General features: G+C 70.2%; 11 protein-coding genes. 6 read left to right on the top strand and 5 right to left on the bottom strand.

The features are described 5' to 3' along the window. Positions 1 to 142 precede the first annotated feature (142 nt). Both secD and ACFYQ5_RS10060 read left to right on the top strand, forming a co-directional pair. Complete coding sequence (secD, locus tag ACFYQ5_RS10065; protein ID WP_389195796.1) at positions 143 to 2,437, top strand: protein translocase subunit SecD; 2,295 nt, start codon at positions 143 to 145, stop codon at positions 2,435 to 2,437. A gap of 211 nt (positions 2,438 to 2,648) precedes the next feature. Beyond that, positions 2,649 to 2,960, top strand: a complete 312-nt coding sequence (locus ACFYQ5_RS10060; RefSeq protein WP_389195793.1) for a 4a-hydroxytetrahydrobiopterin dehydratase — start codon at positions 2,649 to 2,651, stop codon at positions 2,958 to 2,960. 318 nt (positions 2,961 to 3,278) lie between these two features. On the opposite strand, the gene ACFYQ5_RS10055 is transcribed toward ACFYQ5_RS10060, so the two are convergent. The 3 genes from ACFYQ5_RS10055 to ACFYQ5_RS10045 all read right to left on the bottom strand — a co-directional run bounded on the left by ACFYQ5_RS10055 (position 3,279) and on the right by ACFYQ5_RS10045 (position 7,215). After that, positions 3,279 to 4,115, bottom strand: coding sequence for an aldo/keto reductase (locus ACFYQ5_RS10055; protein ID WP_389195790.1), 837 nt, complete (start codon positions 4,113 to 4,115; stop codon positions 3,279 to 3,281). A gap of 141 nt (positions 4,116 to 4,256) precedes the next feature. Next, the gene (locus ACFYQ5_RS10050; RefSeq protein ID WP_389196412.1) at positions 4,257 to 6,056 is read right to left on the bottom strand and encodes an AMP-dependent synthetase/ligase; all 1,800 of its coding nucleotides are present in this window, start codon (positions 6,054 to 6,056) and stop codon (positions 4,257 to 4,259) included. A gap of 265 nt (positions 6,057 to 6,321) precedes the next feature. Then, positions 6,322 to 7,215, bottom strand: coding sequence for a LysR substrate-binding domain-containing protein (locus ACFYQ5_RS10045; protein ID WP_389195787.1), 894 nt, complete (start codon positions 7,213 to 7,215; stop codon positions 6,322 to 6,324). Positions 7,216 to 7,330: 115 nt separating this feature from the next. Here ACFYQ5_RS10045 and ACFYQ5_RS10040 point away from each other — a divergent pair, with 115 nt between their 5' ends. From ACFYQ5_RS10040 to ACFYQ5_RS10030, 3 genes are all read left to right on the top strand, one after another. Beyond that, positions 7,331 to 8,365, top strand: coding sequence for a bile acid:sodium symporter family protein (locus ACFYQ5_RS10040; protein ID WP_389195784.1), 1,035 nt, complete (start codon positions 7,331 to 7,333; stop codon positions 8,363 to 8,365). Positions 8,366 to 8,533: 168 nt separating this feature from the next. Continuing rightward, on the top strand, positions 8,534 to 8,965 hold the full coding sequence (locus ACFYQ5_RS10035; RefSeq protein ID WP_389195781.1) for an Rrf2 family transcriptional regulator: 432 nt from the start codon (positions 8,534 to 8,536) through the stop codon (positions 8,963 to 8,965). Positions 8,966 to 9,045: 80 nt separating this feature from the next. Beyond that, on the top strand, positions 9,046 to 9,798 hold the full coding sequence (locus ACFYQ5_RS10030; RefSeq protein ID WP_389195778.1) for an SDR family NAD(P)-dependent oxidoreductase: 753 nt from the start codon (positions 9,046 to 9,048) through the stop codon (positions 9,796 to 9,798). Between the two features lie 231 nt (positions 9,799 to 10,029). Here ACFYQ5_RS10030 and ACFYQ5_RS10025 read toward each other — a convergent pair whose 3' ends face one another. Continuing rightward, complete coding sequence (locus ACFYQ5_RS10025; RefSeq protein ID WP_389195775.1) at positions 10,030 to 11,184, bottom strand: alcohol dehydrogenase catalytic domain-containing protein; 1,155 nt, start codon at positions 11,182 to 11,184, stop codon at positions 10,030 to 10,032. A gap of 101 nt (positions 11,185 to 11,285) precedes the next feature. Here ACFYQ5_RS10025 and ACFYQ5_RS10020 point away from each other — a divergent pair, with 101 nt between their 5' ends. Then, positions 11,286 to 12,179, top strand: a complete 894-nt coding sequence (locus tag ACFYQ5_RS10020; RefSeq protein WP_389195772.1) for a LysR family transcriptional regulator — start codon at positions 11,286 to 11,288, stop codon at positions 12,177 to 12,179. 76 nt (positions 12,180 to 12,255) lie between these two features. Here ACFYQ5_RS10020 and ACFYQ5_RS10015 read toward each other — a convergent pair whose 3' ends face one another. Then, positions 12,256 to 13,563 (bottom strand): MFS transporter, encoded by a 1,308-nt coding sequence (locus tag ACFYQ5_RS10015; protein WP_389195769.1) that lies wholly within the window; start codon positions 13,561 to 13,563, stop codon positions 12,256 to 12,258. Between the last annotated feature and the right edge of the window lie 63 nt (positions 13,564 to 13,626).

The following is a 13,626-nucleotide window of genomic DNA, read 5'->3' as shown; positions in this document are numbered from 1 at the left end:
CCAGGCGGCACTGCCCGGTGTCCGGGGTCCTCCAGGGGAGACGGCCGGCCAGCCGGCCCTTCACCTGCCCTGTTCCACAGAGCTGTCGCCCCGCCCTCCTCGCTGAGTCCAGGGCGGACGACGCCCACTCGAGGGGATTTCCATGACTCGCGCCACCACGGTGCGAGCGGTTCTGGCTGCCGCCGTTCTGCTCGTCTCCGTGTTCATCACGCTGACCATGTCACCCAGACTCGGCCTCGACCTCCAGGGCGGCACCCGGATGGTGCTGCAGGCCAAGGACTCCAATTCCGCGAAGGCGGACCGGGAGAGCACCGATCGCACCGTGGAGGTCCTGCGGCAGCGCATCGATTCCCTCGGTGTCTCCGAACCGACCCTGACGCGCTCGGGCGACGACCGCATCATCGTCGAGCTGCCCGACGTACAGGACCCGCGCCAGGCCGCCGACGTCATCGGCAGGACCGCACAGCTCGGCTTCCACGCGGTCCAGGGCCCCGGAGCCGGACAGACGGACGGAGGGAAGACGCTCACCGACGAACAGGGCACTCCGCTCGTACTCGGCCCGGAGCGGCTCTCCGGTGCGGGCGTCAAGGACGCCGCCGCACAGTTCGACGCCCAGCAGGGCGCGGGCTGGACCGTCTCGCTCGACTTCCACAAGGACGCGGGCCAGGAATGGAAGCGGCTCACCGGGGACGCCGCATGCAACCCGGCCGGAGACGAACGGCGTCGCGTCGCGATCGTCCTCGACGAGAAGGTCATCTCCTCACCTCAGGTGGACCCGTCGATCGGCTGCGAGGTCGGGCTGCCCTCGGGCTCCACGCAGATCACCGGTTCCTTCAGCGCCGACGAGGCACGCGATCTCGCCCTGCTCATCAAGGGCGGCGCGCTCCCCGTCCCCGTCGAGATCGTCGAGCAGCGGACCGTCGGCCCGACGCTCGGCGCCGCCGCCATCGACGCGAGCGCCCGGGCCGCACTCATCGGCGCCGCCGCCACCGCGCTGTTCATCACGTTCGTGTACCGGCTCTTCGGCGCCCTCGCCGCGCTGGCGCTGGGTGCGTACGGCGTGATCTCCTACGCCACCCTCGTCGTCCTCGGCGTCACCCTGACCCTGCCGGGACTCGCCGGATTCGTCCTCGCCATCGGCATGGCGGTCGATGCCAACGTCCTTGTCTTCGAGCGGGCCCGCGAGGAGTACGCGGGCCGCACGAACCGCTCGCTGCGCTCCGCGCTGACGGCCGGATTCCGTAACGCGTGGAGCGCGGTCGCCGACTCCAACGTCACGACCCTCATCGCGGCCGCCCTCCTCTTCTTCCTCGGTTCCGGGCCGGTCAAGGGCTTCGGGGTCACACTCGCCATCGGTGTCCTGGCCTCGATGTTCTCGGCGCTCGTCATCGCCCGCGCGCTCACCGATATCGCGGCCGGCTCCAGGTTCGTCAACGACTACCGGGGTGTGAACGGCATCGCCCGGCCCGGCCGCGTCCGCACCTGGCTGAACTCGCGTGACGTCCAGCTGTTCCGTTCGCCGCGCCGCTGGCTGATGATGTCCGCCGCACTCGTCCTCGTCGCCGTGACCGGCATTCTCGTGCGCGGCATCGACCTGGGCGTCGAGTTCACCGGCGGGCGACTGATGGAGTACTCCACCAGTCGCCCCGTCGGCGTCGAGACCGCACGCGACACGATCGCCGCCGCGGGCTTCGACGACGCCGAGGTCACCACCACGGGCGATCAGGACCTCTCCGTACGCACCGGGAAGCTCGACAACGACGGGGAACACGCCCTGCGTGCCGCCCTGGCCGAGGCGGGCGGCGAGACCACCAAGGTGCGTGACGAGCTGATCGGGCCCAGCCTCGGTGACGAACTCCGGCGGAACGCGCTCATCGCACTGGGCGTCGCCGTGTTCGTGCAGCTCGCCTACCTCGCGGCCCGGTTCCGGTGGACGTTCGCCGTCGCCTCGGTCGGGGCGCTGGTGCACGACGTCATCATTCTGGTCGGCGCCTTCGCCTGGCTCGGACGCCCCGTCGACGGGATCTTCCTGGCTGCGTTGCTCACCGTGATCGGCTACTCCGTCAACGACTCCGTCGTGGTCTTCGACCGGGTACGGGAGCTGTGGGCCCGGAGCCGTCGCACACCGGTCGCCGACGTGGCCAACCGAGCGGTGCTGCAGACCGTGCCGCGTACGGTCAACACGGGAATGGGGGCCCTGTTCATCCTGGTCGCTCTCGCGGTGCTGGGCGGCGACTCGCTCGCGGACTTCGCCCTCGCCCTCCTCATCGGCATCTGTGTCGGAACGTACTCCTCCGTGATGACCGCGGTACCGGGGGCGCTCCTTCTGGAGAGGAGCAGGAAGGCCCCGCCGCCGGCCAGGAAGCGGGCCCCGAAGCTCGGTAAGCCGGCCGGGCGGACACGCCGGGATCCCGCCGACAACGGGGCGCGCGTATAACGCGGACACCCGATGCGCAGGGCAGGGCGGACAGGATCTGCCCTGCCAGGCGCGTACGGCCGGCCCGACCGCCGGGCTGCGGCACCATCCATGAGGCGGACACGGCCGGCAGTGGTGGCTCCGCCCTGTGTCAGGCGCGACAGCCGGTGTACCCGGACCGTAAGGTCACGGGCACCGTTGACCGCACCGATACGTATCAGGAGCCGCCGTCATGCCCGCTGAACCGCTGTCCGCTCACGACATCGAGGCCGGTCTGCGCGAACTGCCCGGCTGGCAGCTCGAGGGGGACCGGATCACCCGCACCTACCGGCTCCCGTCCCACTTCGCCGCGACCGGGCTGACCGTCCACGTCGCCCAGATCCAGGAGGAGCTCAACCACCACTCGGACCTGACGCTCGGTTACAACACCGTGGCCCTCGCGGTGAACACGCATGACGCGGGCGGGGCCGTCACGCGGAAGGACCTCGCACTGGCCGCGCGCGTCGAGGCGATCGCGGCCGGGCACGGCGCGCGGACGACGTAACTCCGGCTCCACACACGTACGTCATGGCCGAAGGCAGGCACCTTCAGGACGTCCGGCGGTCGTGACCGGTGAAGCCGAGTTCGCCGGACACGGGCAGGCGCTGCGGCTGCTCCGGAACAGTCCCGCCCACCCCTGGACGGTCGTCCCGCGACCGCCCACCGCACGGGCCGGCCCGTCGGTGATCACCGGGGCCGGGCATCCGGACGTCAGTCGGGGCGTGCGCCGACAGACGTCGCTCATGGGCGTGCCGCCGTCCCGGCACACGACAGCGCCCCCGTCGCGCGGACGCGGTGGGGCGCCGTCGGATGCGGGTGCGGCTCAGGCGCCGAGGTTGAACTCGGCGGGGTCGGCGCCGAGGCGCTTGCCCTCGTCGAGCGCGGCGAACGCGGCCAGGTCGTCGTCGTCCAGCTCGAAGCCGAAGACGTCGATGTTCTCCGCGATCCGTGACGGCGTCACGGACTTGGGGATCACCACGTGGCCCGTCTGCAGGTGCCAGCGGAGCACCGCCTGGGCCGGGGTCCGGCCGTGCTTGTGCGCGACGGCGACCACGGTCGGGACCTCCAGGAGGCCCTTCCCCGAGCCCAGCGGCGACCAGGCCTCGGTCACGATGCCGCGCTCGTCGTGGAAGGCGCGGGCGGCGGCCTGCTGGAGCTGCGGGTGCAGCTCGATCTGGTTGACCGCGGGGACGACGGAGGTCTCGCCCAGCAGGCGCTCCAGGTGCTCCGGGTGGAAGTTGGACACACCGATGGCCTTCGCGCGGCCGTCGGCGAGGATCCGCTCGAAGGCCTTGTACGTGTCGACGTAGGCGTCCTTGGCCGGCACCGGCCAGTGGATCAGGTACAGGTCGACGTGGTCCAGACCCAGCTTGTCCAGCGACGCGTCGAACGCGCGCAGTGTCGAGTCGTATCCCTGCTCGGTGTTCCACAGCTTGGTGGTGACGAACAGCTCCTCACGGGCCACACCGGAGGCGGCGATGGCCTTGCCGGTGCCCGCCTCGTTCCCGTAGATCGCGGCGGTGTCGATGCTCCGGTACCCGGCCTCCAGGGCCGTGGCCACGGCCGTCGTGGCCTCGTCGTCCGGCACCTGCCAGACGCCGAAACCGAGCTGCGGCATCTCGAGGCCGTTGTTGAGGGTGATGGTGGAGACCTGGCTCACGAGCAGTCGATCCTTACGTTGTCGATTGGGTACTCCGAGGAAGAACGAACAGGGGAGCCTAACCATTCCCACCTGCCCGGATCCGGCGAACCGGAAGAATGTTCCCCTGACGCGGCGCACCGTCGAGCGCGTCCGGCGGGCTCACCGGTAGAGGGCGTCGACCTCGGCCGAGTAGGCCGTCTCGATCGCCTTCCGCTTCAGCTTCAGTGACGGGGTCAGCAGGCCGTGCTCCTCGGTGAACTGGTGCGCCAGGATGCGGAAGGTGCGGATGGACTCCGCCTGGGAGACCGCCGTGTTCGCGGCCACCACCGCCCGGCGCACCTCCATCTCCAGATCGGGGTCGCGCACCAGGTCCGCGGCGGACATCGGCGTACGGCCCTGCATGGCGAGCCAGTGCTCCACCGCCTCGTGGTCCACGGTGACCAGCGCCGCGATGTAGGGGCGGTCGTTCCCCACGGCGATGCACTGCGCGACCAGCGGATGCGCGCGTACCCGTTCCTCCAGGCCGGTCGGGGCCACGCTCTTGCCCCCGGAGGTCACCAGGATCTCCTTCTTGCGTCCGGTGATGGTCAGATAGCCGTCCTCGTCGAGCGCGCCCAGGTCGCCGGTGGCGAGCCATCCGTCGTGCAGGACGGAGTCCGTGGCCTTGGGATCGCCCAGGTACCCGGAGAACACGTTGGCGCCGTGCACCCAGATCTCGCCGTCCCGGGCGATGTGCACCGAGGTTCCGGGGATCGGCTGGCCGACGGTGCCGTAGCGGGTGCGCTCGGGCGGATTGGCCGTGGCGGCGGCGGTCGTCTCGGTGAGTCCGTAGCCCTCGTAGACCGTGACGCCCGCACCCGCGAAGAACAGCCCGAGCTGCCGGTTCATGCCGGAGCCGCCCGTCATGGCGTGCCGCACCCGGCCGCCCATCGCGTCCCGGAGCTTGCGGTAGACGACCTTGTCGAAGAACTGGTGCTGCATGCGCAGCCCTGCGGACGGTCCGGGGCCGGTCCCGAAGGCCCGTTCCTCCGTCGCCTCCGCGTACTTCACCGCGATCTCGACGGCCTTGTCGAACGCCCCGACGCGGCCTTCCGCCTCCGCCTTGCGCCGCGCGCCGTTGAAGACCTTCTCGAAGATGTACGGCACCGCCAGGATGAAGGTGGGCCGGAAGGACACCAGGTCCGGCATCAGCGCCTTCGCGGACAGCTCCGGCTGGTGCCCCAGCTTCACCTGGCCGCGGAGCGCCGCGACCTCCACCATGCGGCCGAAGACATGCGCGAGGGGCAGGAAGAGCAGCGTCGCCGTCTCCTCGCCGGGTTTGGAGAGGAACACCGGACGCCAGCGGCTGACCATCGTGTCGGCCTCGAACATGAAGTTGGCATGGGTGATCACACAGCCCTTGGGGCGCCCCGTCGTGCCTGAGGTGTAGATCAGGGTGGCCACCGAATCGGGAGTGACCGCGCGGCGGTGCCGGTGGACGACCTCGTCGTCGACCGGTGCCCCGGCGTGGACGAGTTCGGACACCGCGTCGGCGTCCAGCTGCCAGAGCCGGTGCAGATGCGGCAGCCGGTCGATCACCGAACCGATCGTCATCGCGTGGTCCTCGTGCTCGACCATGACGGCCGCGACCTCGGCGTCGTGCAGCATCCACAGGACCTGCTCGGCCGACGACGTCGGGTAGATCGGCACGGACTGGGCGCCCACGGACCAGAGGGCGTAGTCGAAGAGGGTCCACTCGTAGCGCGTACGGGACATCAGGGCCACCCGGTCGCCGAAACGCACCCCCTGCGCGATGAGTCCCTTGGCGAGAGCGAGCACCTCGTCGCGGAAGGTGGCTGCGGACACGTCCTGCCACCGCCCCTCCGCGTCCTTGCGGCCGAGGGCGATCCGGTGGGGATCCTCCTCCGCGAAGTCGAACACGGTATCGGCAAGACCGCCGACTTGAGGGGCAGCGGCCAGGGGTGGGACAGTGAACTCGCGCAATGACCTGCTCCTTGTGGCGCTCCGCACGGCGCCGCGACGCTACCTCACCGCACGACACCGCGGGAGGGCCCGAAGTCTCCGGAAAACGCGGCATCTGGCCGGACAGACCGGGGAAACCGGGCCAGATGGGCAAGGCTCGGGCGAACTTCTGACCGCCGGGTAAGTAGGCCGGGCGGGAATCTCCACCGAATCTGTACGCTGCGGTTACGCGGTGATCCGCTCGCTGCGGCGCCCCTGGCCGTTACGCCGGATCCGGGTGCGCGGGCATGACCGGGCCGCGGTGCAGCCGGTCGCCGCCCGCCAGGATCGCCGCCGCCAAGGCGTCCGCCGCCTCCTGGGCGGTGTCCCTGCGGCGCCCGTGCAGCAACACGAAGTCCACGTCTCCGAGCTCCGGCAGACCCGCCCGGGACGGCACCGGCACGAGCCCCGGCGGGATGAGCCCACGGGTGTGCGCCATCACCCCCAGGCCCGCACGGGCTGCTGCGACGAGTGCGCTCAGGCTCGCACTCGTGCACGCGAAGCGCCAGGACCTGCCGTGCTCCTCCAGCACCTCCAGGGCGCGTGCCCGGGTGATGCCGGGAGGTGGGAAGGCGATCAGCGGGAGGGGACGCTCGGGATCGATCCGCAGCTGCGGGGCCCCGATCCAGGTCAGGGTGTCGTGCCAGACCAGCTCCCCGTGGGTGTCCCCGGCACGGCGCTTGGCCAGCACCAGGTCGAGCCGGCCCGCCGCGAGCTGCCGGTGCAGCGCCCCGGACAGCTCCACCGTCAGCTCCAGCTCGACCTCCGGATGCTCCCGCCGGAAGGACTCCAGGATCTCCGGCAGCCGGGTCAGCACGAAGTCCTCGGACGCCCCGAAGCGCAGCCGCCCACGTAGCCGGGTGCCCGTGAAGAACGCCGCCGCCCGCTCGTTGGCCTGCAGGATCGTCCGGGCGAAGCCCAGCATGGCCTCGCCGTCCTCGGTGAGATCGACCCGGTGCGTGTCCCGGCTGAACAACTGCCGGCCGGCTTCGGACTCCAGTCGGCGGACGTGCTGGCTGACCGTGGACTGCCGGACACCGAGCCGGCGTGCCGCCTGGGTGAAGCTCAGGGTCTGCGCGACGGCCAGGAAGGTGCGGAGCTGGACGGGGTCGTACATGAGCCGAGGCTATCGCGAATCGTGATGACAGTCAGTTCGGTATACCGGATTCCCGATCGCGGTGATCAGGAGCACGATAAGGAGGGCACGATTCCACCGAGAGAGCACGGAGCACATGAACCACCGCACCAGCCGCCGTACCCCCACGCTGCCGTCCTGGCTGCGGGTCGACCCCTACATCCTGGCGCTGATCGGCACGGTGGTACTCGCGGCGCTGCTGCCCGTGTCCGGGACCGGCGCCGAGGTGGCGGGCGGCGCCTCGACCGGAGCGGTGGCCCTGCTCTTCTTCCTCTACGGAGCGCGACTCTCGACCGCCGAGGCGCTCGACGGCCTGAAGCACTGGCGGCTCCACCTCACCGTCCTGGCCTGCACCTTCCTGGTGTTCCCGCTGTTCGGGCTCGCCAGCCACGGCCTGGTGCCGTACGTGCTGACCCCACAGCTCCAGGACGGCTTCCTCTTCCTGTGCCTGGTGCCCTCCACCATCCAGTCGTCGATCGCCTTCACCTCGATGGCCCGTGGCAACGTGCCGGCCGCCATCTGCGCCGGTTCCTTCTCCAGCATCGCCGGGATCCTGATGACCCCGCTGCTGGCCGCCGTACTGCTCGGCGGCAGCGGGGGAGGGTTCTCCGCCGACTCCCTGCTGAAGATCGTCCTCCAGCTGCTGGCGCCCTTCCTCGCCGGTCAGCTGCTGCGCCGCTGGGTCGGAGGTTTCATCGGTCGCCACCGCAAGGCGCTGGGCTACGTCGACCGAGGCTCCATCCTGCTCGTCGTCTACACGGCGTTCAGCGAGGGCATGGTGGCCGGGATCTGGCACCAGATCACCCCGCTCCGGTTCGGAGCGCTGCTCGGCGCCGAGGCCGTGCTGCTGGCCCTCATGCTCGCGGTGAGCTGGTACGGCGCGAAGCGGCTGGGCTTCGGTCGGGAGGACCGGATCGCGATCCAGTTCGCCGGGTCGAAGAAGAGCCTGGCGGCGGGGCTGCCGATGGCGACCGTCCTCTTCGGCGCGCACGCGAGCCTCGCGGTGCTGCCGCTGATGCTCTTCCACCAGATGCAACTGATGGTCTGCGCGGTGATCGCCAAGCGCCGCTCCCGGGACCCGCTGCCGGGTGATGCCCCGGTCAGGCCTGCTCCGGCGGAGGCGCTGAACTGACGTTCCGCTGAGGCCTGCGAGCCCTCGTCCGGCGGCTTCGGTCCGTGGCCGCGGCCCGACGCTCGGAGGCGACGTCCGGTTCGACGTCTTCCGAATGGCTGCCGGGCTTGCCCTCAAGTCGATGTAACAATTAGAGTTACATCCAGCGAACGGCAGGTAGGGAGTGGCATGAGCGCGAACAGCAGGCTGACCATCGCGGCGCATGCCCTGACGTGGATCGGGCTGTACCAGCGTCGAGGGCATGAGGTCGCGACGTCCGGGCAGATCGCGACGAGCGCCAACACCAACCCGGTCGTCATCCGCCGCCTGCTGGCGGAGCTGCGTGCCGGGGGCCTCGTCGAATCCCGGCGGGGCGCCGGGGCGGGATGGGTGCTCTCGCGGGGCCTGGGGGAGATCACCTTGCTCGACGTCCATGAGGCGATCGGGTCGGGCCCGATGTTCGCTCTTCACCGTTCCGATCCGGACCCCGAGTGTGTCGTGGGGCAGGGAATCGGCCCCGCGATGGCCGCTGCGTACGGCGGAGTCGAGGCCGCCCTTCGCGAGGAACTCGCGAAGACCACCCTTGAGCAGATCCTTCAGGACGTGCTCAGGGCATCCTGATTTCGCCGCTGATGGCGACTAGGTGCTCTTTCGGGCCCTCAATGTAACCGAAAATGTTACTTCAAGATTCGGAGAATCCCATGGGACAGCTTGACGAGAAGGTCGCGCTCGTGACCGGAGCGTCTACCGGCATCGGCCTGGCGATCGCCCGCCGGTTCGCGGCCGAAGGTGCGACGGTCTACCTGACCGGTCGGCGTAAGCCCGAGCTGGACGCCGCTGTGGCGCAGGTCGGAGAGCGCGGCATCGGCATCCAGGGCGACGCGTCGAACCTCCCGGACCTCGATCGGCTCTTCGCCGAGATCGCCGAGCGGAGCGGGCGTCTCGATGTCGTCGTGGCGAACGCCGGAGTCGGCGACTACGAGCCGCTGGGGGAGATCACGGAGGAGGGGTACGAGCGCGTCACCTCCATCAATCTGAAGGGCACCGTGTTCACCGTGCAAAAGGCGCTCCCTCTGCTGAGGCAAGGGGCCTCGGTGATCCTGCTGTCCTCCAGTGCGGCCTCGCGGGCCGTCCCGGGGCTCAGCGTCTACGCCGCGACCAAGGCCGCGATCCGCAGCCTTGCCCGCACCTGGGCTGCTGAGCTGTCCGGCCGGGGCATCCGTGTCAACGCCCTGACTCCGGGCCCCGTCGAGACCCCGGGCGCTGAAGAACTCCTGGCATCGTTCCCCGGGGCTGACCAGCCGCCGACAGCGGGGACGGCCGCGCCGACTCCGCTCGGCCGCGCCGGCCGCCCCGAAGAGGTTGCGGCCACTGCGCTCCATCTGGCCGGGAACCAGAGCTCCTTCACCACCGGCGCTGAACTCTTCGTCGACGGCGGAGTCACCCAGCTGTGAGCGAGCCGCGCGGCGAGCGGGTGCTGCGTCACCAGGCGGGCAGTTCCTTCGCCGTCCGTGGCTGAGGGCAAGTCGGACCGGATACGTCACGAAGGGCGGGGCAGCGGGTCCCGCCCTTCGGGCACTTATCGTGCCCCGTCGCTTCCTTACTCGGCGCGATTGATGCGTTTGGATCTCGGAGTGAGCCTCTGGACTTCCCTCGAGGCATGGTGGCCGGAATCTGACACCAGGTCACCCCGCTCCGGGCTTCGGCTGGGCGCGCTCCTCGGCGTGCACGCGAGTCTCGCAGTGCTGCCGTGAGCCGGCCGATGGGGTGAGGCTGGTGCGGTCGAACGGGCCACCGTGCGCGGCGGCGTACGCGATGGCGTCGTTGACGGCATCCAGGCGGAACGACCGGACTCGTTCGGGGCCGAGATCCACAGCACCCGATGCGAGGAGCCGGATGATGCCGACATTGGCCGTGCGCGGGTACATCCACTGCCCGCGCACAGTGATCGAGTTGCGCATGATCCATGGGTACGGGAGTGAGAGGTCGTCGCCGCCGAGCATGCCGACGCCGCCCATGAGGACGACGCGGCCGTACTCGCGCACGGTCATGGCCGCCGCGCGCGACGCCGAGCTGGGTGCGCTCGGCGGGAGCAAGTCGATCACCATGTCGATCGGACCGTCGGCCGCCGCGGACATCGCCGCGCGGTCGGTGGCCTCGTCTCCGGTCAGCGGGACCGGGCGCAGACGCGGACCGAACCGGTCGGCGAGGAGGTCGAGCGCGCTCTGGTTGCGGCCCGGGGCGACCACGCGGCCCGCTCCCATCGCGAGTGCGACCGCGACCGTGCTGCTGCCGAGGTTGCCGGTGGCCCCGCTGACGAGCAGCGTCTCGCCGGCTGCGAGCCCACCTGCCAGCAGCCCGCCGTAGGAGATGGCGTGCACGGTGAGTGCGGCCCAGCGGGCCGGATCGTCCGCTGCCGCGACGGGCAGCAGGAAGACGTTCTCCGTCGGGATCCGCATGAGCTCGGCGAACGAACCGTCGTGCAGATACCGGGCGAGCCGCGCGCCGCCCTCACCGCGCGAGCTCCAGCCCTGGAGCGTGATGTCGGGCGTCAGGGCGTCGTCCCGCGAGCGCACCGTCGAGTCGCACCACACCAGGTCGCCGACGCGCAGCCGGGTGGCGTCCGGGCCGACGTGGACGATCCGTCCCACACCGCCGACACCCGGCACGACAGGAGGAACAAGGGGGTAGTTCCGTCTGCCACCGAAGACCTCGGCCGCGTACGGCGCCACGCCGGCGGCGAGGACCTCGACCACCACCTCACCGCCCCCGGCCTCGGGATCGGGCACCTCCCGCACCGTGAGCGGGGCGCCGAACCGCGTCAGAACTGCTGCTCGCATGTGATGACCTCCGTGTTCGTCCGTGCTTGTGGGATCGACGCTAGGAGCTGGGTGAGCATGTGGGAAGCGATGGTCTGGCATCCGTGGTATGCGTATGTCGCATGGACATCTCCAGTGCGGGACTTCGGGTCCTGAAGCAGATCGCTGAGTCAGGCAGCTTCACCGCAGCGGCTGCCCGACTCGGCTACACGCAGTCGGCCGTCTCACGCCAGGCCGCAGCCCTCGAACGCAGCGCCGACACCACCCTGTTCGAGCGCCGCCCGGACGGGGTACGTCTCACCCCTTCCGGCTTGATCCTGCTGCGGCACGCCCACACGGTCCTGGCCTCGCTCTCAGCGGCCGAGCGTGAGCTCACCGGCACCGTTCCGCGGACCGAACCGGTGCGACTCGGGGTGGTCCCGAGCGCGGGCGCGGCGATCCTGCCCGCCGCACTCGCACACCTCGCGGCGGCCGGCCCGCAGATCACTGTCACCACCCGCGAGGGCACCACGCCCACCCTGATCCGGGCGCTGCGCGCGGGCTCGCTCGACCTCGCCGTACTGACGTCCCGACCGCCCCACCGGCCCTTCGACGGCGACTCGCCGCGCCTCCACGTCGAGACCGTCGCGGACACCGAACTGGTCGTGGCGGCGCCCTCGACCGGAGAGTTCGCCGGACGCACCACGGTGCACGTCGACGAGTTGGTCGACGCCGCGTGGATCGCCACCCCGTCATCGAGCTCGGAGTCGCTGCTCGGCGTCTGGCCAGGCCTGCCCGGACGGCCGCGCATCATCCACTCCGCGCGCGACTGGCTGACGAAGCTCCAGCTGGTCGCCGGCGGCTTCGGCGTGACGACGGTACCGTCCGGGCTCTCACCGGTGCTGCCGCCCGGGGTGAGCCTGCTGCGGGTCGACGGCGCACCCCCCGAGATCCGCAGGGTGCTCGTGGCACGGCTCCCCGGCCACCCCGCCCCGGCGATCACGACCGTCACCCGGGCGATCGCTTCGACCGCCTGAACCACCGCCAGGGCCGTGCACGATCGCGTGGAGCCGCGCCGCCGCATGTCGGGGAAGTTCTACGGATCGTGCCCTGTCAGCCCTTCAGCGGTCGCTTCGCGGTCTCGGGCAGGACCAGGTAGAAGCAAGCGGATACGAGGCACAGTCCTGCCACGTACCAGGGAAATCCTCCGGCGTGACCGGCTTCCTTGAACCAGGTGCCGACATAGGGAGCTGTACCGCCGAACAGGGCCACCGTCAGCGAGTAGGGAAAGCCGATCCCCGCGGCCCGCACGCGTGCGGGAAAGATCTCGGCGTTCACGGCCGCCGCCACAGAGGTGTAGCCGGTGAGCAGGACCATGCCCGCGCACTGCACCAGGAGCAGGGAGACGAAAGTGTCGGTGACCGAATTGAGCAGGGGAACGACGAGCGCCGCGAAGCCGATCGCGAAGAAGAGCAGGAGCGGCTTACGGCCGATCCGGTCGGACAGCATGCCGCCCAGGGGCTGGAGCAGCGCGAAGAAGGCGAGGGAGATGGTGCTGACGACCAGCGCGTCCCCCTTGTCGAAGTCCGCGTTCACCTGGGCGTAGGTGGGCAGGTAAGTCGTCCACGTGTAGTAGGCGATGGTGCCGCCCGCGGTGATGCCACAGATCAGGAAGGACTCGCGGGGGTGGCGTCGCAGGGCCTCGAAGAGACCGGGGCGGGCGCCGCTCCGCTGTTCCGCGGGGCGGGTCTCGTGGGCTCCTCGGCGGATCCAGAGGCCGACGAGGCTGAAGAGCGCGCCGATCAGGAAGGGAACGCGCCAGCCCCAGTCGTTCATCCGGTCGTTGGTGAGGAGAAGCACGAGAAGAGCGGCGACGCCGGATGCCATGAGCTGGCCGATGGTGGTGGAAATGTACTGGAAGCTGGAGAAGAGTCCGCGCCTGCCAGGACCGGCCGACTCGACGAGAAAGGTCGTCGAGGCGGCGAACTCGCCGCCCACCGACAGCCCCTGGACCAGCCGTGCGACGACGAGAACGATGGGAGCGAGGACGCCGACGGAGTGGTAAGTGGGAGTCAGGGCAACGAGAAGACTGCCAGCGCCCATCAGGAGAATAGTCGCGGTGAGGGCAGTGCGTCGGCCATGGCGGTCGGCGACGGCTCCCATGAGCAGGCCGCCGATGGGCCGCATGAAGAAGCCGACAGCGAAGACGGCGAAGGTGGAAAGCAGAGGGACCAGGGAGTTACTCGCGCTTTCAGGAAAGACCTGGTCGGCGATGTAGACGGCGAGGAACGAGTACGCGTACCAGTCGTACCATTCGACCGCGTTGCCGATGGAGGCAGCGGCCAGCTGACGCGCGGACGAGCCTGGTGCCGTCCCTGGGGGCTTGTTGTGATCGTTCGCGACATGATCGGTACTCGTCATGATCCGCTACTCCCCAGACGCGGCAGTCCACTAACCCGACACGTCGTGGACGACACGAAGCCG

Origin of the sequence: Streptomyces sp. NPDC005794, assembly GCF_042871445.1 — a bacterium.
Classification (GTDB): Bacteria; Actinomycetota; Actinomycetes; order Streptomycetales; family Streptomycetaceae; genus Streptomyces.
The sequence above is the reverse complement of the archived record's forward strand: the minus strand, read 5'-3'. Positions and strand labels throughout refer to the sequence as shown.